This is a genomic window from Mesorhizobium sp. ANAO-SY3R2 (assembly GCF_042466635.1).
In the GTDB taxonomy this organism is placed as follows: domain Bacteria; phylum Pseudomonadota; class Alphaproteobacteria; order Rhizobiales; family Rhizobiaceae; genus Aminobacter.
Map to the genome: position 1 here is coordinate 2,518,857 of NZ_CP159955.1, position 25,560 is coordinate 2,544,416.

Below are 25,560 nucleotides of genomic sequence, written 5' to 3' on the forward strand. Positions count from 1 at the left end.
TCACTTCTCGACAGGCTTGGCCGGCAGGAGATAGCCGGCGACCGAATGGTCGGGGTTGAGATATTTGGCTGCCACAGCCTTGATCTGATCGGCAGTCACGGCGCGGATACGATCCGGCCATTGCTCGACATCGGCTACGGTTCCACCGGTAGCCAGGGTGGCGCCGTAAATGTTGGCCATGCTGGCCTGGTTGTCACGAGCGAAGATCGTCGAGCGCACGAAGCGATCCTTGGCCTTTTCGAGTTCCTCGGCAGTCACGCCGTCCTTGATGATGCGGCGGATTTCGGCATCGACGGCAGCCTCTACCTGCTGCAGATCGGCCTCGCCGCGCGGCGCCCCATAGACGGTGAAACTTGTTTCGCCCAGCATCATACCCTCGAAGCCAGCGCCCGCGGAAGAAGCAATGCCCTGCTCGACCACAAGGCTCTGATTTAGGCGACTGAGCGTGCCGCCGCCAAGGATTTCGGAAAGCAGATCCAGTGCTTCAGCCTCGCCGTCCTTCGCTGTCTGATATGATGGCACAACCCAGGCTTTTGAAAAGCTCGGAACCGTCACGCGTTCGTCGCGCAGTTCAACGGTACGCTTGGTGTCGTGTGTCGGCTCCATCGGACGGACCCGCGGCGGAAGGTCGGGGCCGCGCGCCACCTTGCCATAGGTCTTTTCGGCGAGCGCCTTGACCGTCTCCGGCTCGACATCACCAGCCACGACCAGGATCGCATTGTTGGGCGCGTAATATTGGTTGTAGAAGGCTATCGCATCGGTGCGGTTGAGCTGTTCGATCTCGTGCATCCAGCCAATGACGGGAGTTCGGTACGGTTCGTTCTGGTAGAGCGTCGCGTCAACTTCCTCGTCGAGCAACGAGCCCGGGCTGTTTTCGATGCGGGAGCGGCGCTCCTCGAGGACGACGTCGCGCTCGGGACCGATAACGTCATCCGTCAGCACGAGGTTGCGCATGCGGTCGGCCTCGAAACTCATCATGGTTTCGAGCGCCGATGGCGGCACGGTCTGGTGATAGGCGGTATAGTCATAGGTGGTGAAGGCGTTCTCGTTCCCACCGATCTCGGCGACCTTCTGGTCAAACTCGCCTGACTTGTGGTTGGTCGTGCCCTTGAACATCAGATGTTCGAAGAAATGGGCGATACCCGACTTGCCTGGCACCTCGTCGGCGCTGCCGACCTTGTACCAGACCATATGCGTGACGACAGGCGCACGATGGTCGGGAATGACCACTACCTGCATGCCATTGTCCAAGGTGAAGCTGGAAGCCACCCCGCCCTTTCCCGGGGCTTCGGCCAGAGCCGGTGCAGCCCATGCCAAGCCTAAGGCAAGCACGGCCGGCAGCGGGCCCTTCGCCCGCAGAAATCCCAATATCATTGACTGCCTCTGAATTTGTAAGCGCCGCCTTATGAGCCTCTGAAGGCCGCGAACACTGAACTTGGGGCTGTCTCTGCCAACAAAAAAGGGCCGAAGTCGGGCGGGCGCGCTATTCAGTTTCGATAAAGCGGATCACCGTTTCGCCGTAAGAGCGTTCATCGAGGACCGAAAAGCCCGGCCCGGGCTCGAAAGCCACCGCCGCCGTCTCTTCCACGATGCAGAGCGCGCGCGGCGCGAGCCAGCCTCCGGCGCGAGCCGAATGAAGTGCTCGCTCGCCGAGCCCCTTGCCATAGGGCGGATCGGCAAACACAAGGCCGAACGGCCCCATCGTACCGGCGTCGCCGAGGCTGGTGGCATCGCGACGGAAGATCTTTGTCCGACCCGTCAGGCCGAACGCTTCGACATTGGTGCGGATCAGGCCGCGGCCTTCGGCCGACTCCTCGATGAAGACGCAATAGGAGGCGCCGCGCGACAGCGCCTCGACGCCGAGGGCGCCGGTGCCCGCGAAGAGATCGAGCACGCGCGCGCCTTCGAGCCTGTCGGCGAAGCGATGGGCGAGCATGTTGAACAACGCTTCGCGGGTGCGGTCGGTGGTCGGACGAATGGCATGGTCCCGCGGCGTGGCCAAAGGGCGGCCACGCAAATCACCACCGACTACGCGCATCAGCTACGGCCCTTGCGCGGACCGGTCGGACGGCCGCCACCAGGACGCTCACCCCTTGGCTTGTCGAAACGGGGCTTGTCGAAGCCCGACTTTTCAAAGCGAGGCTTGTCACGCGGCGGCCGCGATGCGGCCTCAGCCTTGGCCTTCTCGCTCTGCGGTCGTGCACCGGGCGCCATCCACACATTGGCCTTGCGCGCGCCGGGCGTCTCGAACGGCTTCTGCTCGCGCTCGCCGCCCTTCTTGCCGCCGAATTTCGGACGATCGCCGAACTTCTTGTCGCCGAATTTCGGCTTGTCACCAAATTTTGGCTTGTCGCCAAACTTGGGCTTGTCGCCGAAACTCGGGCGCTCGGTCGACAGACGGCCCAGAACGTCTTCACGGTGACGCTCATTGGACCGCTTGCGGTTCTTGATCAGTCCGCCCTCACCGATGCGGCCGCGCTCGCCGTCGCGCTGAATCCGCGGACGCGCCGGTTCTTCGGCGCGCGGCTCCTCGCGGCGGGGTGTCGGCTTGTTGGAGAAGGGCTTGACGATGTCGGCGTCGAAGTTGGCGCCGGACTCCTCTATCAGCCGCTCGCCAAGCTGGTCGCGCAGCATCTTGCCCTTGACCTCCTGGACGTGTCCCTCCGGCAGTTCGCCGAGCTGGAACGGGCCATAGGAGATGCGGATCAGCCGGTTAACCTCCAGGCCAAGCGCGCCGAGAATGTTCTTGACCTCGCGGTTCTTGCCCTCACGCAGGCCGATGGTGATCCAGGCATTGGTGCCTTGCTCGCGGTCGAGCGTCGCTTCGACCGAGCCGTAGAACACGCCCTCGACGGCGATGCCGTCCTTGAGCCCATCCAGGGTCTTCTGCTCGACCTTGCCATGGACGCGCACGCGGTAGCGGCGCAGCCAGCCGGTCGCTGGCAGCTCCAGCACCCGCGACAGCCCGCCGTCATTGGTCAGAAGCAGCAGGCCCTCGGTGTTGATGTCGAGCCGGCCGATGGTCATCAGCCGCGGCAGCTCGGCGGGAAGAACGTCGAAGACGGTCTTGCGGCCTTCGGGGTCGCGATTGGTCGTTACCAGGCCCGCAGGCTTGTGGAACAGGAACAGCCGGGTGCGCTCGATCGGCGGAATCTCGGTGCCGTCGAGATGGATGACATCGTCAGGCATCACGTTGAAAGCCGGCGACGAAAGTATCTTGCCGTTGACCTTGATGCGGCCGGCGGCAATCAGTTCCTCGGCGTCGCGGCGCGACGCGATGCCGGCGCGCGCAAGCCGCTTGGCGATGCGCTCGCCCGGCTCGGCGGCTTCCTCGGTCCTGCGTGGACGCGGCTTGAAGCCATCGTCGCTTGGGCGACGGTCGCCTTCCGGCCTTGGCCGGAACGACCTCTCCCCGCCTTCGCGCTTCTCGTAAGGCCTGCCCTCGGGTCGCGGTCCCTTGCGGAACGGACGTTCGCCGCCTTCGTGGCGTGTCTCGCCATCATGCGGACGGTCGTCGCGGCGGAACTCACGACGCGGACGCTCAGTGCCTTCACCTTCGGCGGGACGTGGGCGATAAGGCTTATCGCCAAAGGAACGGCCACCTTCGCGCTTCTCGTACGGCTTGCCCTCGGGACGCGGCCCCTTGCGGAACGGGCGCTCGCCACCCTCGGCGCCCTCGGCGGGACGCGGACGATATGGCTTGTCGCCAAAGGAACGGCCGCCTTCGCGCTTCTCGTAGGGCCTGCCCTCCGGGCGTGGCCCCTTGCGGAACGGGCGCTCGCCACTCTCCGTGCGCGCTTCGCCATCACGCGGACGGTCGTCACGGCGGAATTCGCGGCGCGGACGCTCGGCCCCCTCAGCGCCTTCAGCCGGACGCGGGCGGTAGGGCTTGTCGGCAAACGGACGGCCTTCGCGCTTTTCGAACGGCCTGCCTTCGGGGCGCGGGCCCTTGCGGAACGGACGCTCGGCGCCGGCGGGACGGGCCTCGCCGTCGCGCGGACGAAAATCACGCTTGGGACGATCGCCGCCCTCGGCACCTTCAGCGCGCGGTGCGTATGGCTTCTTGGCAAAAGGCTTGCCCGCGCCCTCGGCGCGCGGCTTGCCGAACTTCTTCGGGCCGCCGTCGCGGCCGCCAGCGCCGCCGGGTTTTGAGCCGCCCTTGCGCGGGAATTTCTTTCGATCGTCGTCCATAGTGGCCTTTGCCCTTTTCGGCGGGTAGATAACAGGAAGCTCGGGGGTAAGCGAGGGGTAACAGGATGATTGAGACGTGAAACGTCCCGATTACATGGCGCAAGCCTTTGCGGAGGCGGAAGCAGCAGCGGCGCGCGGCGAAGTACCGATCGGCGCGGTCGTCGTCCGCGGCGGCAAAGTCGTCGCGCGCGCCGGAAACAGGACCCGCGAACTCAACGACGTCACCGCACATGCCGAGGTGCTGGCGATCCGCGAGGCTTCCGAAAAACTCGGCTCCGAGCGGCTCACCGGACACGATCTCTATGTCACGCTGGAGCCGTGCACCATGTGCGCGGCCGCCATCTCCTTCGCACGCGTGAGACGGCTCTATTTCGGCGCGGTCGACGACAAGGGCGGAGCTGTGGTCAGCGGCGTGCGCTTCTTCGCGTCACCAACCTGCCATCATGTACCGGACGTATATTCGGGCATGGGCGAAACGCGCGCCGCCGAAATTCTGAAAGGCTTCTTCCAGGACCGACGCGACCTGTAGGCGGTCGCGCCGTAGTTAATCGTGGATCAGAACGGCCACCAGCTGCTGCCCTTCTTGGCGAGCTTCTTCCTGCGGCGTTCCTTCTTGGCTTCGTCCTCGCCGAGTTCATCCTGCGAAGCGGTCGGAGCGGCCTCGCGATAGGCCAGCGGCGGCTCGCTCAGATATTTGCGGGTGGTGGCGCTACCCTGCTTGTTCTCGCGCAGGCGGCGCTCCATCTCGGCCTTGCGCTGGGCCGGCGTCATCTTGCTCATGTCCGGGCCGCTCAGTGACGTCATGTCGTTGACGACCTGCGGTTCGAAGTTCGGATTGTCGCGGTTCTTGGTCGCATCGTCGCGAATGCGGGCGCGGCGCGCCTCGGGCGATTCGGGCCAGTCGGCGCTGGCGGTCTGGACGATATTGTCCTGCGGCGCGGGCAGCACGGCCTGCTGGCCGGCTTTCGGCTTCACCAGTTCCGGCCGCGGCTTGTAGTCGATGCTATTGGACTTGGGCTTCATCGACATGACGTTCGTCAGGTCGCTTGCCAACTGCTCGGTCGCCGATTTGTCGGTACCGTAGGTGGGCGCGCTCATGCAGCCCGTCAGCGTCAGGCCGGAAACGGCCAGTGACGCAAGCAAAGCTGTGCGCGCGCTGATGCGGTCCGTCATGCCAATGATTTTCACTCGAACGCCTCTCGCTAGATGCCGGCCTTGAGCCGGGTCCCCGATCCGCCTTGCTCATCCGACGGAATTCCGGCGACAGTTTGTCTGCCGAAGTTTTGCGCTTTTACCTTAACGCCCCGTCAAGGGCAACGACCGGAGGGCGATCACCGTCCGGCCGTTGCATTTTGGTCACCGGTTACAGCCGGCCAAGTGCCTGCAGTTCGTGCAGGGCGGCGGCATCGCGGGCCGACACGTCGGGGAAAGCCGCGTCCGATCCAATATCGGCGGTGTAACGCCACGAACGCGCGCACTTCACCAGGCCACGATCTTCCGCCTTCTCCACCACCACGGCGACGCCCGGAACCTCACGCAAGGTGAAAGCCTCGGCCGGTGCTTCCTCGTGCGAGATGACGAGGTCGCTGGTGATGCTGATTTCGGCGAGGTCAACGCCAGCCAGGGCTTCCTCTAGCGCCGCATCTGCCATGTAGACGACCGGCACTGCCTCCAGCGACGACCCGATGGTCTTCTTGGCCCGCTCCAGCTCCAATGCGCCGGTGACGACGCTGCGCACCTGACGGATCCTGCGCCACTTCTCGGCCAAGACGTCATCGCGCCATGCCGCGGGCACCTCGGGGAACTGCTCGAGATGCACGGAAACGGCCTCAGGATTGCGCTCCAGCCAGGCTTCTTCCATGGTGAAAGGCAGCATCGGCGCCAGCCACTTGACCAGGCAATCGAACAGGTGGCGGACAACCTTGACGGAGGCCTTGCGGCGGGTGCTGGACGGCGCGTCGCAGTAAAGCACGTCCTTGCGGATGTCGAAGTAGAACGCCGACAACTCGACCACCATGAAATCGATCAACGCACGGGTGATGCGCTTGAACTCGAAGTCGTCGTAGCCCTTGCGCACCAGGGCGTCGAGTTCGGCCAGACGGTGCAGCATCAGCCGCTCCAGTTCCGGCATCTCGGCAAGCTCGACCTCCTCGCCCTCGTCGTGGGCGAGCGTGCCAAGCATCCAGCGCATGGTGTTACGCAGCTTGCGGTAGGCATCGATATTGGTCTGCAGCACGTTCTTACCGAGGCGCTGGTCTTCCCAATAGTCGGTGGTCATCACCCACAGGCGCAGGATATCGGCACCCGACTGCTTCATGACATCCTGCGGCACGACGGTATTGCCGAGCGACTTCGACATCTTGCGGCCTTCCTCGTCCATGGTGAAGCCATGGGTGACGACCGCGTTGTAGGGCGCGCGACCGCGCGTGCCGCAGCTTTCGAGCAGCGAGGAATGGAACCAGCCGCGATGCTGGTCGGAGCCTTCGAGATAGACGTCGGCCGGCCATTTCAGGTCGGGGCGGTCCTCCAGCGTGAAGGCATGGGTCGAGCCCGAGTCGAACCAGACGTCGAGGATGTCCATGACCTGCGTCCACGGCTCGTTGGCGCGGTTGCCCAGGAAGCGCTCGCGGGCACCTTCCGCGAACCAGGCGTCGGCGCCCTCCTTCTCGAAAGCCTCGACGATGCGGCCGTTGACCGCCTCGTCCTTCAGAACCTGGCCGTCGGCATCGGCGAAGATGGCGATCGGCACGCCCCAGGCGCGCTGCCGCGACAGCACCCAGTCGGGGCGATCCTCGATCATGGCGCGCAAGCGGGTCTGGCCGGCGGCGGGCACGAAGCGGGTGTCGTCGATGGCCTGAAGCGCGCGGCTGCGCAGCGTCGTGCCGTCGCCCAACTGCTTGTCCATGTAGACAAACCACTGCGGCGTATTGCGGAAGATGATGGGCTTCTTCGAACGCCAGCTGTGCGGATAGCTGTGCTTGAGGCGGCCGCGCGCGAACAATGCGTTGCGCTTGATCAGTTCTTCGATCACCGCCTTGTTGGCGTCGCCCTTCTTGCCGTGATCGTCGATGACGCGGACTGCACCACCCTCGCGATCGGGACCGAAGCCAGGGGCGTCCTTGGTCAGGAAGCCGGCATCGTCGACGGTGAAGGGGATCGCCGGGTCGATGCCGCGCTTCTCGAGTTCAGCCGCCGCGTCCATCCAGGCGTCGAAGTCTTCGCGGCCGTGGCCGGGTGCGGTGTGCACGAAGCCGGTGCCGGCGTCGTCGGTGACATGGTCGCCTGACAGCATCGGCACGGGAAATTCATAGCCGCCGCCGAGGCCTTCCAGCGGGTGGGAAAGCACAAGCGTTCCAAGCTCTTCGCCCGAAACGCTGCGAAGCAGATTCAACGTCACCTTGGCTTTGGCCGCAGCCTCTTCGGCAAGTGCTTCAGCAAAGATCAGTTTCTCGCCCGGCTGCGGGCCAAAATCGTTCTCGGCGGCAGTGACCTCATAGAGGCCATAGCCGATGCGCGGCGAATAATTGACGGCGCGGTTGCCGGGGATGGTCCAAGGCGTCGTCGTCCAGATGACGACATGCGCATCCGTCAGTGCGTCCGAACCGGTTGCGACGGGGAACTTCACCCAGATCGTGTCGCTCTCGTAGTCCTGGTATTCGACCTCGGCTTCGGCAAGCGCGGTGCGCTCGACCACCGACCACATCACCGGCTTCGAGCCACGATAGAGCTGGCCCGACATGGCAAACTTCAGCAATTCGCCGGCAATGCGCGCCTCGGCATGGAAGTTCATCGTGGTGTAGGGATTGTCGAAATCGCCGACGACGCCGAGCCGCTGGAACTCGGCCGCCTGGATGCCGATCCAGCCCGCGGCGAATTCACGGCATTCCTTGCGGAATTCGTTGATCTCGACCTCGTCCTTGTTCTTGCCGGCGGCGCGGTATTTTTCCTCGATCTTCCACTCGATCGGCAGGCCATGGCAGTCCCAGCCCGGCACGTAGTTCGAGTCGTATCCGCGCATCTGGAACGAGCGGGTGATGACATCCTTGAGGATCTTGTTGAGCGCGTGCCCGATATGGATGTTGCCGTTGGCGTAGGGCGGGCCGTCGTGCAGCACGTACTTCTCGCGGCCGGCAGCACTTTCGCGCAGACGCTTGTAGAGGCCCATCTTCTGCCAGCGAGCGACCGTCACCGGCTCCCTCTCGGGCAGGCCGGCGCGCATCGGGAACTCCGTCTGCGGCAAATAGAGGGTCTTGGAATAGTCGATCTTTTCGGACGTATCGGTCATCTGTCTTGCCATCGTCTTGCCCGGAAATACTGCCACGGGCGTTCAACTGTCATGATCTGGAAGAGGCGCCATCCGGCGCGCAGGCAAAATCGTCCCGGACTTGCGGGCAGCCTCAGGCCGCCCGGAAGGCCGGGCCAGTAATTCGTATCGCAGTCGCGAAGACGGGCGCGAAAAATCTCATGGCCGCGCTTTTAGCGGAGCCGAGGCGCGGAATAAAGCGCCTAATTCGCTCATGTCAGAGGTTGAAGTCGAAGCGATAGCTGCTCGACAGGCCAATTGTCAGCTGGTCGCGCGAACCGCGCTCTCGGACGATCGAGGAATCGGCTGCCGGCCCCATCAGGCGCGAATACTCGCTGAACAGGCTGGCGGTGATGTTGTCGGTCGCCTTCCAAGTGATCGCGCCGCCGATGCCGGCCGACTCCATGCCGCCGCCGGGATCGTACTGGCTCAGGCCGGATTTTGCCGATTCCTGCGCGTTCACGCCATAGTAGGTATCGAAATAGCCGTCGGTGGCGAACGAAGCGCGGGGCCCGGCTGAGATTCGGACGGCAGGCGTCACATCGTGGAACGCATCGACCGCGATATCAGCGACAACGCCGGAGTGGGAACGGACGCCTTGCCGCACCTCGGCGCGGGCGCGCATCCAGTCCGTCGGATAGAACTCGAAAAAGCCGCCGACTTCGCCGCCCCAGCTGATATCGTCGAGGCCGTTCAGCTCGTCGTCGGCATCGCGCCCGAAGATGATCCTGCCGGCGACGCCGGCGCGCACCTCGCCGTCGTCGATTAACGCAAGCGAGATGTTGTCGTTGCGCGAAGAAAAGCGCGTCTCGTTGCCCGCCTTGCCCAGCGAGATGATCGGCTGGGCGCTGAAGATGTATTTCTTCGAGCCTTCGAAGCTCGGCCCGACCATGCCCGTGGCGCCAAGCGTCAAGTACCAGTCGCCCTTGATCCAGCCGAAGGCACCACCTTCGCCGGCGATGGCCGATGTCGGGACCGCCGCCATGGCAAGCGCGGAAAATGCTGTCGAAAGGCGACCAAGAGACTTCATGCTGCACCGCTTACGCAAAATTACACCGTCAGGCAGAACGGTGTCTGGCGCAGCCATAGTAAAATTTGATTTAAATCCTCGGGTTGCCGGGCGTTTTAATCCCCATCCCAAGTTGAGACCACTGGACGGACTCAATCGCGAGGGATAGCGTTCGCCTGTGGCCAGGGGCCACGCTTTTGAGAACTTGCGCTTTTACGGAGAAGGGACAAATGGCAATTTCAGATCAAATGCCAAACGGCGACGCTGCGGTTCGCTCGAAGTGGGGATGGTTCGTGGTGCTCGGCATCATCGTGCTGGCCCTGGGCGTCATCGCAGCGGGCAACCTGTTGATCGCCACCGCTGCGTCCGTGTTCTTCGTCGGTGCGATGATGATTGCGGCCGGCATCGTCGAGATCATCCATGCATTCGGCGTCAAGAGCTGGGGCAAGTTCATCCTGTGGCTGCTGAGCGGCCTGCTCTACATCGTCGCGGGCTACTTCGCCTTCGCAAACCCACTGCTCGCCACCGCAGTCCTGACGCTATTCCTGGCCATCAGCCTGATTGCTTCCGGCCTCGTGCGCATCTGGATCGGCTTCACCAGCAAGAATCTCGCGGGCTGGGGCTGGGTCGTCGCTGCCGGCGTGGTCACCGTTCTTGCCGGCCTGATCATCTTCAGCGGCTGGCCGGTCAACAGCCTGTGGATCCTCGGCCTGTTCCTGGCGATCGACCTGATCTTCCAGGGCATCACCTACATCGCCTTCGGCTTCGGCCTGCGGCGAGCCTAAAAGGCAAAAGCGCGATCAAGCTCCGACAGGGGGCGCACGCTTGACAGCAGCGCCCTCGCCTCGGCTTCGTCGCGCTTCATCTGTGCGACAAGCGGATCGAGCCCTTCGAACTTCACCTCGCCGCGCAGATAGCCGAAGAACGAAACGCGGGCGATCTCGCCATAGAGATCGCCCGTAAAATCGAAAACGAAGGTTTCGAGCAACGGCGCGCCATTGTCATCGACCGTGGGCCGGCGGCCGAAGCTGGCGACACCGTCATGCAGGGTCCCGTCAGCGCGACGGAAACGAACCGCATAGATGCCCTCCTTCAGACCCGCCTCTGCCGAAAGCCGCATGTTGGCGGTAGGAAAACCCAGCGTGCGCCCAAGCTTGGCGCCGCCCACGACCTCGGCCTCGACCGTATAGCGATAGCCGAGCAGGCCGGCGGCCTCGGCCGCCTCGCCCTCGGCGAGCAACGCGCGGATGCGGCTCGACGAAACGATCTCCGCACCCTCATCGCGAAACGCATCGACCAGCGTCACGCCGAAACCATGGCGCTCGCCGGCGGCCATCAGGAAGGCGGGGCCGCCCTGGCGGTTCTTGCCGAAATGGAAGTCGAAGCCGGTGACGGCATGGCTGATGCCCAGCCGTTCATCGAGGATCGAGGTGACGAAGTCGTCAGCCGATAAAGCGGCGAACTCGCGCGTGAACGGCCGCTCTACGACGGCTGCAAATCCCAGTGCCTCGATGAGCTCGGCCTTGACCGCCGGCGGTGTCAGCACGAACAGCGGAACGTCGGGCTGGAAGACTTTTCGCGGGTGCGGGTCGAAGGTCAGCACCAGAGCCGGCACTTTCCTGCGACGAGCCTCTTCCAGCGCGCGCTCGAGCACGGCCTGGTGGCCGCGATGGATCCCGTCGAAATTGCCGATGGCAACGACGCCGCCGCGCAGATGCTCCGGCAGCGCTTCCTCACCAGAGACGCGCAGAAATGTCTGGTCCATGCAAACGCCTATCGAAGCCTCGGGATGGTGGCCACCGGATCATAGCCGTGCTGGTCGAGGAACGCCGCCAGCCTGTCCGGATCGGGGGCATGCGGCTCGCCATAGTCGCGGGCGTGGATGCCGCCAGACACATAGAGCACGTCGAAGCCATTGTCGGCAGCACCCTTGACGTCGGTGAACATGCCGTCGCCGATGGCCAGTGCTTCGGACTTTGCGAGGTCGCGACCAAGCACGTCGCCAGCCGCCCGCAACGCCGCCTCATAGATCGGCCGGTGTGGCTTGCCGGAAACCAGCGTGCGTCCGCCGAGCTGGCCATAGTCGCGCGCGAGCGCACCGGCGCACCAGATGAGCTCGTGGCCGCGCTCGACCACGATGTCGGGATTGGCGCAGATGAAGGGCAGGTTGCGCGCCCGCAGGCGCTGCAGCATCTCGGCGTAGTCGTCGGGCGTTTCGGTCTCGTCGTCAAACAGCCCGGTGCAGACCACCGACGATGCTTCGAACTCCTCGACGAGCTCGATGTCGAGGCCGTCATAGATCGGGAAATCCCGGTCGGGACCGATGTGGAACACCTGCCGGGGACCTGTACGGATCAGATCGCGGGTGACGTCGCCTGAAGTCACCACCTGGTCCCAGGCGGTGGTCGGCACGCCAAGATTGGCAAGCTGGGCTATGACGCCCTCGCGCGGACGCGGCGCATTGGTGATGAGGACGACCGCAAGGCCGTTCTCGCGTGCTGCCGAAAGTGCTGCCACAGCCTCCGGGAAGGCATAGACTCCATTGTGGATGACGCCCCAGACATCGCAGAGAAGTGCCTGATAGCGGTTGCTGACCGCTTCGAGCGACGTGATTGATTGCGGCAAACCCGCCATGGCCTGTCCTTCGAACGTTTCCAACAGGAGAATGTGGCCGGCCGGCCAAGCATCCCGGAATTAGCCGAAGCGGCACGGCCTGTCACCAGCTTTCGCCGCGACCGGACTTTGCAAGGCAACGGTCCTTGCATGCTGGCCGCGAAATACCGAAGCCCCATGGGCATGGTTAACAGACCGCTCCGGCAAATTAGAAATTTCTCACATAGGTGGAAACCGCAAATTTAACGATTCTGTGGGATCGTCCCCTGGTTGAGCTTGAGGACCGATCCGATGATCCGCAAATTTCTGAAGGACAAGCGCGGCAATTATACGATCTTAACCGTGTTTGCGATGGTGCCGATCATGGGCGCACTGGCGCTCGCGATCGACTATGCCGAAGTCTTGCGCCAGCGCGAGGCGGTCCGCAATGCGCTCGACGCAGCAGGCATGGCCACTGCCAGGCGCTCGCTTGAGGGCGCAACGAATGCAGAGCTGGAGACCTACGCCCTCGACTTCTTCAACGCCAATCTCGGCGGAATCAAGCCCGCCAACGCGCCTCTGAAAGTGACGCTGCCAAGCAACAACTTTGGCGGTGGCAACTTGGAAATGGAGACGACGCTCAAATATCAGCCCTACTTCCTGCCCGTCGCCGCAGCGCTGCTCGGCAAGTCCAGCAAGGACGTCGAACTCAGCTTCGTCGTCAAGTCCGGCATCCGCCTCAAGAACACGCTCGAAGTGGCGCTGGTGCTCGATAACTCGGGCTCGATGAGTGAAAAGGGTTCGGGCACGGGGCAGAAGCGCATCGATCTGCTGAAGAACGCTTCCAAACAACTCGTCGAAACACTCGCCGCGCAAGCCGCTCAGATGAAGCAGATCGAAAAGCCGGTCCAGTTCGGACTGGTCCCATTTTCTGCGTCCGTCAATATCGGGCCGCAGAATGACAACCAGCCATGGATGGATACGGCAGGACTGTCGCCGATCCATCATGAGAATTTCGACTGGTCGAAAATGACCCTCGCGAATGCACCGCTTATCGGCAACAGATATGCCGAGCTTGCAGGTGGCATCTGGCGTAAACGTGGTGCCGGATGGGGCGACACTCAAGACCAGCCACTGACCCGCTTCAGCCTCTACCAGGATATCACGGTCGAATCGGACCGCGAACGCGTCGAAGGCAGCAAGCATTACGTCTGCTACGAGAAGCGCGCGAACGGCACGTGCAAGAGGGGTGCCGACGAATACGACTACACCTACACCTACAGCCAGTTTTCCAGTTGGCAGGGCTGCGTCGAAGCGCGACCAGCACCCTACAACAACAATGATGAACCGGCTTCGAAGACCAACCCGGCAACCCTGTTCGTGCCGATGTTCGCACCCGACGAGGCCAGGCATCTCTGGCGCCTGGACATGAATGGCGACGGTGTCATCGACGACAACAAGGATCCAGACCTGAACAACGCCAATTTCGGCTATGGCAACAACTGGTGGGTCGATTGGGACAATTCGGGGGCAGTTGCCCGGCAGAAGGACATGCGGAAATACTTCCGCATCAAGCCGTATGGCTCGACTTCGCCAAGCGGAAGCGCCGGACCGAATTCCAGCTGTTCGACCACGCCGATCACTCCGCTTGTCGATGTCAGCAAGGCTGACGGCAAGCAGCAGATCCTGAAAGCCATCGATGCCATGACACCGACGGGCAACACCAACGTTCCGGAAGGAACGGCCTGGGGCTGGCGCGTCGTCTCCAGCGGCGCACCCTTCACCGAAGGGCGGCCGGACGGTGAAAAAGGCAATGACAAGGTGGTGATCGTGCTGACCGACGGCGCCAACACCTATGGCAGAACGGGAGCCGATCCCGACGGCGCCGGCAACAAGTCGACCTATGCCGCCTACGGCTACACCGGCGTGGGCTACAATGGCACCAGTACGACCCGCATGTTCATGGATACCAGCAGTGCCGTCAGCAAGACGAGCTACACGACAAGCAACTACCAGGCTGCAATGGACGAGCAGATGCAGATGGTTTGCACCAACGCAAAAGGCCAGAAGGCACGCAAGGCCGACGGGTCGGGCTCCGACAATGTGATCGTCATGACCGTTTCGCTGGATCTCAGCACGTCCCAGTCGGACGAGAAGAAGGCCATCGAAGAATTGAGCAAATGCGCATCCTATTCGCGCAGCACCCCGGGCAAGAAGCTGTACTGGAATGCGACCGGCGCAAATCTGATGCAGGTCTTCAAGGAAATCGCCGACGAACTGTCGAACCTGCGCATCGTCAGCTGACGACGACCAAGTCCGAAACCAAACAATGGCGCCCTACTCGCGGTCGGGCGCCATTTGCTTGTTGGGTCAGTCCATATGCACGGCCGGCGCGCCGCCAGTTATCTGAGCCTTGGGCTTGCGCAGCAACAGTGCTAGCGGGATCGCGCAAAGTGTTACGATCATCATCAGCTTGAAGTCGTTGATGTAGGAGATCATCAACGACTGGATGTTGACGAGGCCGTCGATCTGCGAGAGCGCCGTCGGATTGCCGGCGGCAGCCCCCGGAGACATCGCCAGAAGGTTGGGATTGTAGGGCGTGATGTTGGTCGACAGCTCGGCATGGTTGATCTGGATATTGCGCGACAGCACCACAGCGACAATCGAGATGCCGATCGACGAGCCGATGTTGCGGACCAGGCTGAACAGGCTGGCTGCGTCCGTCCGGAACTGCGGCGCAAGCGTCGCGAAGGAAACGGTCGACAGCGGCACGAACACCAGACCCAATCCCAGCCCCTGCAGGATACCCGTGGTGATGATCAGGTAACTGTCCATCTGCGGCGTGAAGCCGGTCATCAAGTGGAGCGACGCTGCGGTGAAGACGAGCCCGGTCACGACCAGGACGCGGGCATCGACCATCCGGACCAGACGCCCGACCAGCAGCATCGAGATCATCGTGCCGACACCGCGCGGGGCCATGACCAGGCCTGTGGTGATCGTAGGATAGCCATAGATGCGCGACAGCATCGGCGGCAGCAGCGCCATGCTGGCCAAAAGGATCACGCCGATCACGAAGATGAAGACCAGGCCGGTCACGAAATTGCGGTCGGTGAAGATCTTCGGATCGATGAAGGTGTTTTTCGACGTCATCATATGGACCGTGAAGATCCAGAAGCCGGTGATCGACAGGCCGAGTTCGACCCAGATCTCGGCCGCCGAGAACCAGTCGACCTCGGCACCGCGATCGAGCATGAGCTGAAGTGCGCCGACGCCGAGCGACAGCATGGCGAAGCCGAAGAAGTCGAAGCCGCGCAGGCGCTTGGCAACCGCAGGCAGATAGGCGGCGCATCCGAGGAAGGCGACGATGCCGACCGGCAGGTTGATGAAGAACACCCAGCGCCAGTTGAAGCTCTCGGTCAGCCAGCCGCCCAGCGTCGGGCCGATGATCGGGCCGACCATGATGCCGGCGCCCCACATGGCCATGGCCTGGCCGTGGCGCTCCTTCGGATTGATGTTGAGCAGGAAAGTCTGGCTCAGCGGCACGATGGCCGCACCGAACACGCCCTGCAGGACGCGGAACAGCACCATCGACTCAAGGTTCCAGGCGACGCCACACATCATCGAGGCGACCGTGAATCCGACGACGGCGGACAGGAAAAGCTGCTTTGCGCCAAAGCGATCGGCCATCCAGCCGGTCAGCGGCGTCATGATAGCGGCAGCAACGATGTAGGAGGTCAAGACCCAGTTGATGGTGTCCTGGGAGGCGCCGAGATCGCCCACCATCGAGGGCAGCGCCACATTGGCGATGGTGGTGTCGAGCACCTGCATCACCGTCGCCAGCATGATGGAGATGGTGATCAGGCCGCGATGCGGCACTTCGGTGAATGTCTTGTCGGCTGACTGACTCATCTGGGCAACCTTGGGAACCAACCTCGCGCACGCCAGGCGGCTTTGGGATCAGCGGGCCCGGCCATCATCGATTGCCGGGTTGTCCTGATCAAAAATCTGCGGTCACCCCGCAGGCAGACATTACTCGGCGGCGACAGCAGCGCCTAACAGCGAACTGAAACCGCGCCTCGCGCCAGTATCGATGGACACAGTCGCGCTCATGCCGGTGCGCAGCGCAACCTTGGCGTCCTCGTCTTCGAGCTTGATCCGAACCGGAATTCGCTGCGTGACCTTGACCCAGTTGCCGGTGGCGTTCTGGGCCGGCAGGAGTGAGAACTCCGCGCCCGTACCGGCACCGATCGCCTCGACCGTGCCGCGGAAGGTGCGGTCGGGGTAGGTGTCGAGCACGATCTCGGCCTCCTGGCCGGGCTTCATGTGGGTCAGCTGCGTTTCCTTGAAATTCGCCTCGACCCAGGCATCGCCGGTCTCGACGAGGCTGAATAGCGCAGTGCCGGTACCGACGAACTGGCCCACCTTGAACGAGGAGGCCTGCGAGACGACGCCGTCGGACGGCGCGCGGACCGTGGTCTGGGCCAGGTAGAACGCCGCCTTGTCGCGCGCCGCCTGGGCCGCAAGAACAGTCGGATGCTCGTCCGTGGGGATATCAGGGTTGCCGCCGAGCGCAGCCTTGGCGCTGACGATGCCCTGTTCAGCGGCGCCGTGCTGTTCCTTGGCCTTGTCGAGATCCGTTCGGGTCTGGTCGAGCGACGACTTGGTGTTCACGCCCTTGCCGACCAAGTCGCTGCTGCGCTCGAACTGCGACTGTGCATAGTCGAGGCCGCTCGCCGCGACACGCTCCTGGGCGACAGCCTGACTGTAGGCGGCGCGAAGCTGCTCGACGTTCAGACGCGCTGCAGCGAGCGAGGCATCAGCCTGCGCCAGCGCGATCCGGTACGGCTCGGGATCGACCTCGAACAGGACGTCGCCGGCCTTGACCTCGGAGTTGTCGGTGACGTCGACCTTGACGATACGGCCCGCGGCTTCCGAAGCGATACTGACCTTGGCCTGGCGCAGATTGGCGTTTTCGGTCTCCTGATAGCGGCCGCCGGTGACCCAGTAATAGCCGCCGCCGGCAACCATCGCCAATGGCAGTGCGGCCATCAGCACGAAGCGGCCGCGCTTTTTCGGGGCAGGTGCGGCTGGCTGTGGCTGCCCCGCCGCTCCATCAGGCTGGACTGTTGCGTCCTTGTCATTCACTTTCGCAACCGCGTTCATTTCATTGCCTCTTTCATACAGATCGGCTCGGCAGAGTCCCCTGCCGACAAATTTTCGACCATCACGCGCAGGCCGTGGATCATCGCCTGGCGTTCGGCGGGCGAAAGCCCTGAAAGCGCATGCTCGTAGACCTCTCCGGCCACCGCCTTGATCTTGGCATAGACATCGCGCGTCTTATCGGTCGGAAAGACCATGCGCACGCGCCGATCATGCGCAGCCTGCCGGCGCTCGACCCAATGCCCCTCCTCCATCCGGTCGAGAAGCCGCGAAACGCTGATCGGCTCGATCTCGAGAAGTTCGGCGAGGCGCGCCTGCGCCATGCCTTCTTCCTTGATCAGCCTGACGAGCAGCCGCCACTGCGCGGCCGACAGTCCGAAATCGCTTGCGCGCTGCTCGAACGAGCGCCGCATCAGCCTTGCTGCGTCGTGGATCAGGAAGCCCAATCTATCGGTGCCTTCGCTTTTCATGAGCGGCATATATTATGAGCATGCTCATGATTCAAGCGCATTTTTGCAGTGCAAAATGGCCGGCCATCACATTGTGGTGCCAATCGGCGGCGACTACGGGCATCGCGCATACGAGCGCAGAGTCGGGAAAGGCTGAAGCCATGTCGCAACCATCGCACCTGTTTGGGCGCACGCTTTCGCGCCGGCGCATGCTGCAGGCGGTGTCCGGCCTGACCCTGCTTGCAGCAGGACCTTCGAAGGCGGCGCCGATGCCAACAGTAAAGGAAGTAGCCTTTGACCCCGAATTGCCGGCGCTCGGCAATCCCAATGGCGACGTCACGGTCGTCGAGTTCACCGACTACCAATGCACCTACTGCAAGCAGAGCTTCATCGAACTGTCCAAGGTGATGGCGGAAGACGGCAACATACGCGTGGTCCTGCGCGATTGGCCGATATTCGGCGAGGTCTCCCGCAATGCGGCGCTGCTAACGCTGGCCGCCCATGCCCAGGGGCGATACGCCGAGGCCACCCGGGCCCTGATGACCAATTCCGAGCGCCTCACCTTCCGGCGCACGGCCGACCTGCTCGGCGATGCCGGCGTCGACATGGCCCTCGCCCGAAGCGAACTCGCGAGGCGCGGCGAAAGCCTGGCCGCGATCCTGTCGCGCACCCACGCCCAGGCGACGGCCTTCGCGCTGCAGGGAACGCCGGGCTTCCTGATAGGCACGGCGCTCTACAAGAGGGGCATGTCGGCGGAGGACCTTCGCAAGGCGATTGCCCAGGCGCGGGCATGATTTCCCCCGCAATCGTGCCGTCGCAGTATTGTCGTTCCCTTGACAGTAAAATGGCGAAAGACTATCTCAGCGGCACGTTAGCACTCACCCCAAGGGAGTGCTAATGAAGTCCGGCCCAGCCGGACGGAGGAACTCTTTCACTTGTTCACCGAGGAAATTCAAATGGCAAAGTCGAAGTTCCGCCCGCTTCATGACCGTGTGGTCGTCCGCCGGGTCGAATCCGAAGAGAAGACCAAGGGCGGCATCATCATCCCCGACACCGCCAAGGAAAAGCCCCAGGAAGGCGAAGTCATCGCCGTTGGTTCGGGCGCGCGCGACGAAGCCGGCAAGCTCGTTCCGCTTGATGTCAAGGCTGGTGATCGCGTGCTGTTCGGCAAGTGGTCCGGCACCGAAGTGAAGCTCGATGGCGAAGACCTTCTGATCATGAAGGAATCCGACATCATGGGCATCATCGGCTGATTTCAGTCACCCGCATCCATCCAATCTGAAATTCGGGTGTCCTCCCTGAGGACCCAGCAGGAGCTTTAAAATGGCTGCCAAGGAAGTAAAATTCTCCCGCGACGCCCGTGAGCGCATGCTCAATGGCGTCAACATCCTCGCCGACGCGGTGAAGGTCACGCTCGGTCCGAAGGGCCGCAACGTCGTCATCGACAAGTCGTTCGGCGCGCCGCGCATCACCAAGGACGGCGTCACCGTCGCCAAGGAAATCGAGCTTGCCGACAAGTTCGAGAACATGGGCGCCCAGATGGTCCGCGAAGTCGCTTCGAAGACCAACGACATCGCCGGCGACGGCACCACGACCGCGACCGTTCTGGCCCAGGCGATCGTTCAGGAAGGCCACAAGGCCGTTGCCGCCGGCATGAACCCGATGGACCTGAAGCGCGGCATCGACCTGGCCGTGACCGAAGTCGTTTCGCACCTCGTCAAGAGCTCGAAGAAGATCAAGACCTCGGAAGAAGTCGCTCAGGTCGGCACCATCTCGGCCAACGGCGAGACCGCCATCGGCCAGATGATCGCCGAAGCGATGCAGAAGGTCGGCAACGAGGGTGTCATCACCGTCGAGGAAGCCAAGACCGCCGAGACCGAACTCGAAGTCGTCGAAGGCATGCAGTTCGACCGCGGCTACCTGTCGCCCTACTTCGTCACCAACCCCGACAAGATGGTTGCTGACCTTGAGGACGCCTACATCCTTCTCCACGAGAAGAAGCTGTCGAACCTCCAGGCCATGCTGCCGGTCCTCGAGGCTGTCGTGCAGACCTCCAAGCCGCTGCTCATCATCTCGGAAGACGTCGAAGGCGAGGCTTTGGCCACGCTCGTCGTCAACAAGCTGCGTGGCGGCCTGAAGATCGCTGCCGTCAAGGCTCCGGGCTTCGGCGATCGCCGCAAGGCCATGCTCGAGGACATCGCGATCCTGACCGGTGGCCAGGTGATCTCTGAAGACCTCGGCATCAAGCTCGAGAACGTCGGCCTCAACATGCTCGGCCGCGCCAAGAAGGTGTCGATCTCCAAGGAGAACACCACCATCGTCGACGGCGCCGGCAAGAAGGCCGAGATCCAGGGCCGCGTCGCCCAGATCAAGCAGCAGATCGAAGAGACCACTTCGGACTACGACAAGGAGAAGCTCCAGGAGCGTCTCGCCAAGCTCGCAGGCGGCGTCGCGGTGATCCGCGTCGGCGGCGCGACCGAGGTCGAAGTCAAGGAACGCAAGGATCGCGTCGACGACGCCCTGAACGCCACCCGCGCTGCCGTTGAAGAAGGCATCGTCCCGGGCGGCGGCACGGCTCTGCTGCGCTCGTCTTCGGTCATCAAGGCCAAGGGCGAAAACGCTGACCAGGACGCAGGCATCAACATCGTTCGCCGCGCTCTCCAGGCTCCGGTCCGTCAGATCGCGACCAACGCCGGTGCGGAAGCTTCGATCGTTGCTGGCAAGATCCTCGAGAACAAGAGCGTGACCTTCGGCTACAACGCCCAGACCGGCGAGTTCGGTGACATGATCACCATGGGCATCGTCGATCCGGTCAAGGTTGTGCGCACGGCTCTGCAGGACGCCGCTTCGGTTGCCGGCCTGCTCGTCACCACCGAAGCCATGATCGCTGAAGCTCCGAAGAAGGACTCCGCGATGCCGGCAATGCCGGGCGGCGGCATGGGCGGCATGGGCGGCATGGACTTCTAAGTCCAGCCATCTGGTAAAACTTACGGAAAGGGCGCCTTCGGGCGCCCTTTTTGCTTGGCGGAAGCGCGAGAAGCGCCTCGGGTTCCGCCAAGGGCGCGATTGACAACGCGAGCTCTTCCGCCTACTCAGCGCTCCAGGTTCGAGGCACCTGCCGCCCGCAGCGCAAGCACGGTAAAGCCCCGCTGGATTCTGTCGAAACCGACGCATCAGACCAATGGAAATGCGGGCCCCATTTGATCTCCGTTTGATGCGATTCCGGAGACGACGAGATGACTTCTCACGACCCTAAAGGCGCAAACGCCTTTCTTCACGCGCCCCTGCCCGGCCTCTTTCTTAGAACCGCAGCGCCGATCATCCTGATCACGGGCACCAACGGCCTTTTGGCCATCGTCGACGCCTATTTTCTGGGCGAATATGTCGGGCCCGACGCGCTGGCGGCGGTAACCCTGATGTTCCCAGCCTTCATGCTGCTCGTTGCGCTGTCCACGCTCGTGGCGAGCGGCATGGCCAGCCTGCTGGCCCGGTTGCTTGGCGCCGGCGACACACGACAGGCCCGGGAAACATTCCTCGGCGCACACGGCCTGGCGCTTGTCATATGCGCCGTGGTTGTCGCGGCCTTCCTGCTGGAGGGCAAGGATCTTGCCCTCTGGCTCGCCAACGGATCCGAGCCGCTGGCCGCGATGGGATACACCTACATCTCCATCCTGATCTGGTGTTCGCCCCTGATGTTCGTGCTGTCGCTCAATGGCGACGGCTTGCGTAGCGAGGGGCGGCTCGGCCTCGTCGCGGCGGCCAGCTTCCTGACCTCCATCGCCAACGCCGCATTGAACTACGTACTCATCGTCGGCTTCGATTACGGCGTCGCCGGTTCGGCGATCGGCACCGTTCTGGCGCAAATGGCAGCGGTGATCTTCATCATCGTCTATCGCCTGCGCGCCGGCACCGTGCTGCAGTACAGGCTGATACCGTCGATGCGCTGGACCTCGGCCTGGCGTCAGCTTCTGACACTCGGCGCGCCGCAGAGCCTGAGCTTCATCGGCATTTCGCTGCTCGCCACCGTCGTCATCTATTCGAACCAGGTCTGGGAGGGCGACGCCTACGCGGCAACCGTGGCGGCTTACGGCATCATCACGCGGATCATGACATTCGCCTTCCTGCCCCTGCTGGGGCTGAACATGGCGATGCAGACGATCGTCGGCAACAATTTCGGCGCAAGGCTGTGGGACCGGTCCGACGCCGGCCTGAAGCTGGGGTTGGTGCTGGCCCTCGCCTATTGCGCCGTTTTCCAAGCCGTCATGCTGCTGACCCATGGCAGCCTCGGTTCGATCTTCGTGGACGACATGGCAACGCAACGGGAGGTGGCGCGCATCCTGCCGATGACTGTGGCGCTCTACGTCGTCGCTGGCCCGGTGATGATCCTGTCGGGCTATTTCCAGGCGATCGGCGATGCAAAACGGGCCATCCTGCTCAGCATCACGCGCACCTATGGGTTTGCGATACCGTTGACATTGGGATTGCCGCATCTCGTAGGCGAGCGTGGCATTTGGCTGGCTGGCCCCGCATCCGAACTGCTGATGGTCCTGGTAGTCTCTGCCCTGCTCGTCCATAGCAAGGCAAAAGCGGGGTTTTCCTGGGGCCTGTTCCGAGCCCGTACCGAGGCCGCTGGAGCCTGAGCCGCCCTGCTGGGAGAATCCGGAAGATTTTGTTCAAATCGACGGAACCTTTTCGGACTGACTCCGTTGTGTAAGCGTCCAAGGCACGTCCGGATGGAGATATCCTGAAGGAAAACCGAAGGACGCGTAGGACGCCCCTCAGCATTCCAAATGCGGGGGGCGTTCTGATTCTAGGGCTAGTCGGCTGCGGCCAGCTGGCCGGAAACCCCGGCGTAGCGCTGGATTTCGGCCACAGCCTTAGCAAGGTTGCGATTGTTGCGCAGCGCCAACCTGCCGGCCTCGATGGTCAGATCGACTTCGGCAACCGGCAACTTCAGCCGTGTCGGAACATAGTTGAGCCTGGCACGCATGTTGGCGTCTACATCGTGGAACGACACGAGTTCGATCACCAGTTCCACATCCCGGCAGTTCCAGCCAGCCAGGCTGCCGCGAAGCTTCCGGACCTCGCCCAGTGATAGCCCGCAGCGATAGCGGACCAGTTCCCCCTTCCAGTTGTCCATGGCCAGCTTGAGCGCGTCGAACTCGTTGCGGACCAGCGCGGAAATCGTCGTGCCGGTGACCGCATTCAGCAAGGTCGCGACCTTGGGGCCGCCGACGGTCTCGCCCCAATCAGGGGTAGTTGACTGTCCCGCATCCGCCACCACGAATATGAACTTGCGCAGCTTCACCGCGCCGGCAGGCGAGAGCGGACCATAGGGCGTCTGGGCCGAAAGCCGCTCGATGGTGAAACCGGTGACGCCGATATTGTCGGTCAGGCCTCCATCGAGGAGCTTCACGTAGTCGAGATCATCGGTCTTCTGATAGCCTTCGAGGGCACGTGCATAAGATCGCAAACGCATCGAAGCCTCGGGCGCTTCGAGTGCATTGGCCAGCCATTTGGGCCGGGTGTAGTTGCAATTTGGTTCTGCCGCAGAAACCACAAGCGGGGAAAACGCCACCGGCACCGCCGCAGACGCCGCGACGGCATCGGACAGCCGCACCTTGTCGAGGTCACTGCACAGGGCGGCGAAGGTATCGTAGGTGAAAAGGAACGGCGTCCGGTTGAAGATGTCGGAGGCATTTATCCACACCACCGGCGCATCGGAGCGATCAAGAGAGGCAAACGTCGCCCCGTCGAACAGGTTCTCGTCGAGCCAGCGCGGAAATCCGCGACGGTCATTGACGCCGCCATTGTAGGCACGGGCCAGATTGATCGGCGAGAAGCGCTTGCGCAGATAGGCCTCGGCATCTTTGACGAGGAAGCGCTCGCGTAGATCGTGGTAGCCGTCCTTGCCCTTGTAGCCGAAATAGGTCGCGGTGACGGCACCGCCGGAGGCACCCGAGATCATCCTGATGTCGTCAAGCAGCGTCCGGCGTTCCGGCTGCGTGTCGATGACAATCTCATCGAGCTCGCGCAACACGCCATAGGAAAAAGCCGCAGTCCTGGTTCCACCACCTGAAAAAGCCAGGCCAACAACGGTCGAGCCATCATCCGATGCTTCAGGTATGAACTCCTCGGAGTCGCGGCCGACTGTCGAAACCAGCTCGTTGATCGGGCCGACATCGCCACTGACACAACTGACGGACACCACGGCGCAAGCAAGCGCGAAGCCAGTTGTCAAAGTTCGCACGCCATCCCCCCGAACATGTGCTTTGAGCTGGCAAGTTAACCGCATTGCCAGCAAGCGGCAATTTGACAAAACATGTTGCCCAACCTCCGCATGGAGGTTTGAACCGATTAGGATTTGGTACGACGCCAATCTCCCCTTGATGCCTTGTGTGCAACGCGATAGGCCGATGCCCGCAACGAGATTTTTCGGAGACGCGATCGTGACAGCCCAAAAGACCAGAACCGAGACCGACACCTTCGGACCGATCGAAGTTGCTTCCGACCGCTACTGGGGTGCCCAGGCGCAGCGCTCGCTCGGCAACTTCAAGATCGGCTGGGAAAAGCAGCCGCTGTCGGTCGTCCGGGCACTGGGCATCGTCAAGCGCGCCGCAGCCGAAGCCAACATGGCGCTCGGCCGCCTCGACCCCAAGGTCGGCAAGGCCGTGGTCGAAGCTGCGCAGGAAGTGATCGAGGGCAAGCTCAACGACCACTTCCCGCTGGTCGTCTGGCAGACCGGCTCGGGCACCCAGTCCAACATGAACGCCAACGAGGTGATCTCCAACCGCGCCATCGAGATGCTGGGCGGCGAGATGGGCTCGAAGAAGCCGGTCCATCCCAACGACCACGTCAACATGAGCCAGTCGTCGAATGACACCTATCCGACGGCCATGCACATCGCCTGCGCCGAGCGCATCGTCCATGACCTCTTGCCGGCGCTGAAGCACCTGCATGCCGCGCTCGACGCCAAGGCCAAGGAATTCGACCACATCATCAAGATCGGCCGCACCCACACCCAGGATGCGACGCCACTCACGCTCGGCCAGGAATTCGGTGGCTATGCCGCACAGGTCGCCTCGTCGATCAAGCGTATCGAACTGACGCTGCCGGGCCTGTGCGAACTGGCCCAGGGCGGCACTGCGGTCGGCACCGGCCTCAACGCCCCGATCGGCTTTGCCGAGAAGGTTGCCGAGCAGATCGCCGCCATCACCGGCCTGCCATTCGTCACCGCGCCGAACAAGTTCGAGGCGCTGGCAGCCCACGATTCGATGGTCTTTTCGCACGGCGCCATCAACGCGGCGGCGGCAGCCCTGTTCAAAATCGCCAACGACATCCGCTTCCTTGGCTCGGGCCCGCGTTCCGGCCTCGGCGAACTGGCTCTGCCTGAAAACGAGCCGGGCTCATCGATCATGCCGGGCAAGGTCAACCCGACCCAGTGCGAGGCTCTGACCCAGGTCTGCGTCCAGGTGTTCGGCAACAACGCTGCACTGACCTTCGCCGGCAGCCAGGGCCATTTCGAGCTCAACGTCTACAACCCGGTCATGGCCTACAACTTCCTGCAGTCGGTGCAACTGATGGCCGATGCGGCGGTCTCTTTCACCGACAATTGCGTGGTAGGCATCGAGGCGCGCGAGGACAACATCAAGGCAGCGCTCGACCGTTCGCTGATGCTGGTGACCGCCCTTGCGCCGACCATCGGCTACGACAACGCCGCCAAGATCGCCAAGACCGCGCACAAGAACGGCACGACCCTGCGCGAGGAGGCACTCGCCACCGGTCTCGTCAGCGCCGAGGACTATGACCGGATCGTTCGTCCGGAAGACATGACCCGTCCCGGTTGATCGGAATAG

General features: G+C 63.1%; 20 protein-coding genes. 8 read left to right on the forward strand and 12 right to left on the reverse strand.

Annotated features, from left to right (window positions below; genetic code table 11):
- The 3 genes from ABSY17_RS17165 to ABSY17_RS17175 form a co-directional block, all read right to left on the reverse strand.
- Window positions 1-1,374, reverse strand: a complete 1,374-nt coding sequence (locus tag ABSY17_RS17165; RefSeq protein WP_378943313.1) for a M16 family metallopeptidase — start codon at window positions 1,372-1,374, stop codon at window positions 1-3.
- A gap of 109 nt (window positions 1,375-1,483) precedes the next feature.
- Window positions 1,484-2,038: a 16S rRNA (guanine(966)-N(2))-methyltransferase RsmD gene (gene rsmD / locus ABSY17_RS17170; RefSeq protein WP_378943315.1), complete on the reverse strand. Its 555-nt coding sequence runs from the start codon at window positions 2,036-2,038 to the stop codon at window positions 1,484-1,486.
- Window positions 2,038-4,191, reverse strand: coding sequence for a pseudouridine synthase (locus ABSY17_RS17175; protein ID WP_378943317.1), 2,154 nt, complete (start codon window positions 4,189-4,191; stop codon window positions 2,038-2,040). Before ABSY17_RS17175 ends, rsmD begins: the two co-directional genes overlap by 1 nt.
- Before the next feature lie 76 nt (window positions 4,192-4,267).
- Between ABSY17_RS17175 and ABSY17_RS17180 the strand changes: the two genes are divergently transcribed.
- Window positions 4,268-4,720, forward strand: coding sequence for a nucleoside deaminase (locus tag ABSY17_RS17180; protein WP_378943319.1), 453 nt, complete (start codon window positions 4,268-4,270; stop codon window positions 4,718-4,720).
- A 26-nt stretch (window positions 4,721-4,746) separates the two neighbouring features.
- Here the strand turns inward: ABSY17_RS17180 and ABSY17_RS17185 are convergent, their stop codons facing one another.
- From ABSY17_RS17185 to ABSY17_RS17195, 3 genes are all read right to left on the reverse strand, one after another.
- On the reverse strand, window positions 4,747-5,364 hold the full coding sequence (locus ABSY17_RS17185; RefSeq protein ID WP_378943321.1) for a hypothetical protein: 618 nt from the start codon (window positions 5,362-5,364) through the stop codon (window positions 4,747-4,749).
- A gap of 190 nt (window positions 5,365-5,554) precedes the next feature.
- Entirely contained in the window at window positions 5,555-8,476 is a 2,922-nt protein-coding gene (gene ileS, locus ABSY17_RS17190) for an isoleucine--tRNA ligase (RefSeq protein ID WP_378943323.1), read from the reverse strand.
- 235 nt (window positions 8,477-8,711) lie between these two features.
- Entirely contained in the window at window positions 8,712-9,524 is an 813-nt protein-coding gene (locus tag ABSY17_RS17195; RefSeq protein ID WP_378943325.1) for a MipA/OmpV family protein, read from the reverse strand.
- Window positions 9,525-9,733: 209 nt separating this feature from the next.
- On the opposite strand from ABSY17_RS17195, the gene ABSY17_RS17200 reads away from it, so the two are divergent.
- Entirely contained in the window at window positions 9,734-10,288 is a 555-nt protein-coding gene (locus ABSY17_RS17200; RefSeq protein WP_378943327.1) for an HdeD family acid-resistance protein, read from the forward strand.
- Here the strand turns inward: ABSY17_RS17200 and ABSY17_RS17205 are convergent.
- Together ABSY17_RS17205 and ABSY17_RS17210 are read right to left on the reverse strand one after the other, a co-directional pair.
- Window positions 10,285-11,268, reverse strand: coding sequence for a bifunctional riboflavin kinase/FAD synthetase (locus ABSY17_RS17205; RefSeq protein WP_378943329.1), 984 nt, complete (start codon window positions 11,266-11,268; stop codon window positions 10,285-10,287). The genes ABSY17_RS17200 and ABSY17_RS17205 overlap by 4 nt on opposite strands.
- A gap of 8 nt (window positions 11,269-11,276) precedes the next feature.
- Complete coding sequence (locus ABSY17_RS17210; RefSeq protein ID WP_378943331.1) at window positions 11,277-12,137, reverse strand: TIGR01459 family HAD-type hydrolase; 861 nt, start codon at window positions 12,135-12,137, stop codon at window positions 11,277-11,279.
- Window positions 12,138-12,407: 270 nt separating this feature from the next.
- Here ABSY17_RS17210 and ABSY17_RS17215 point away from each other — a divergent pair, with 270 nt between their 5' ends.
- Window positions 12,408-14,399, forward strand: a complete 1,992-nt coding sequence (locus ABSY17_RS17215; RefSeq protein ID WP_378943333.1) for a pilus assembly protein TadG-related protein — start codon at window positions 12,408-12,410, stop codon at window positions 14,397-14,399.
- Between the two features lie 66 nt (window positions 14,400-14,465).
- Here the strand turns inward: ABSY17_RS17215 and ABSY17_RS17220 are convergent, their stop codons facing one another.
- The 3 genes from ABSY17_RS17220 to ABSY17_RS17230 all read right to left on the reverse strand — a co-directional run bounded on the left by ABSY17_RS17220 (window position 14,466) and on the right by ABSY17_RS17230 (window position 17,725).
- Window positions 14,466-16,004: a DHA2 family efflux MFS transporter permease subunit gene (locus ABSY17_RS17220; RefSeq protein WP_378943335.1), complete on the reverse strand. Its 1,539-nt coding sequence runs from the start codon at window positions 16,002-16,004 to the stop codon at window positions 14,466-14,468.
- A gap of 120 nt (window positions 16,005-16,124) precedes the next feature.
- Window positions 16,125-17,258 (reverse strand): HlyD family efflux transporter periplasmic adaptor subunit, encoded by a 1,134-nt coding sequence (locus ABSY17_RS17225; RefSeq protein WP_378943337.1) that lies wholly within the window; start codon window positions 17,256-17,258, stop codon window positions 16,125-16,127.
- Complete coding sequence (locus tag ABSY17_RS17230; RefSeq protein ID WP_378952804.1) at window positions 17,255-17,725, reverse strand: MarR family winged helix-turn-helix transcriptional regulator; 471 nt, start codon at window positions 17,723-17,725, stop codon at window positions 17,255-17,257. The genes ABSY17_RS17225 and ABSY17_RS17230 overlap by 4 nt, the downstream gene beginning before the upstream one ends.
- Window positions 17,726-17,865: 140 nt before the next feature.
- Between ABSY17_RS17230 and ABSY17_RS17235 the strand changes: the two genes are divergently transcribed.
- From ABSY17_RS17235 to ABSY17_RS17250, 4 genes are all read left to right on the forward strand, one after another.
- Window positions 17,866-18,498 carry a DsbA family protein gene (locus tag ABSY17_RS17235; protein ID WP_378943339.1) on the forward strand — a complete coding sequence of 211 codons (633 nt, stop codon included), beginning with the start codon at window positions 17,866-17,868 and terminating at the stop codon, window positions 18,496-18,498.
- A 162-nt stretch (window positions 18,499-18,660) separates the two neighbouring features.
- Complete coding sequence (gene groES / locus ABSY17_RS17240; RefSeq protein WP_378943341.1) at window positions 18,661-18,957, forward strand: co-chaperone GroES; 297 nt, start codon at window positions 18,661-18,663, stop codon at window positions 18,955-18,957.
- 70 nt (window positions 18,958-19,027) lie between these two features.
- A complete protein-coding gene (gene groL / locus ABSY17_RS17245; RefSeq protein ID WP_378943343.1) occupies window positions 19,028-20,671 on the forward strand; it encodes a chaperonin GroEL in 1,644 nt (547 codons plus the stop codon).
- Between the two features lie 269 nt (window positions 20,672-20,940).
- Entirely contained in the window at window positions 20,941-22,344 is a 1,404-nt protein-coding gene (locus ABSY17_RS17250; protein WP_378943345.1) for an MATE family efflux transporter, read from the forward strand.
- 176 nt (window positions 22,345-22,520) lie between these two features.
- Here ABSY17_RS17250 and ABSY17_RS17255 read toward each other — a convergent pair whose 3' ends face one another.
- A complete protein-coding gene (locus tag ABSY17_RS17255; protein WP_378943347.1) occupies window positions 22,521-24,008 on the reverse strand; it encodes a patatin-like phospholipase family protein in 1,488 nt (495 codons plus the stop codon).
- Between the two features lie 145 nt (window positions 24,009-24,153).
- Here ABSY17_RS17255 and fumC point away from each other — a divergent pair, with 145 nt between their 5' ends.
- Entirely contained in the window at window positions 24,154-25,551 is a 1,398-nt protein-coding gene (gene fumC, locus ABSY17_RS17260; protein ID WP_378943349.1) for a class II fumarate hydratase, read from the forward strand.
- Window positions 25,552-25,560: the final 9 nt, after the last annotated feature.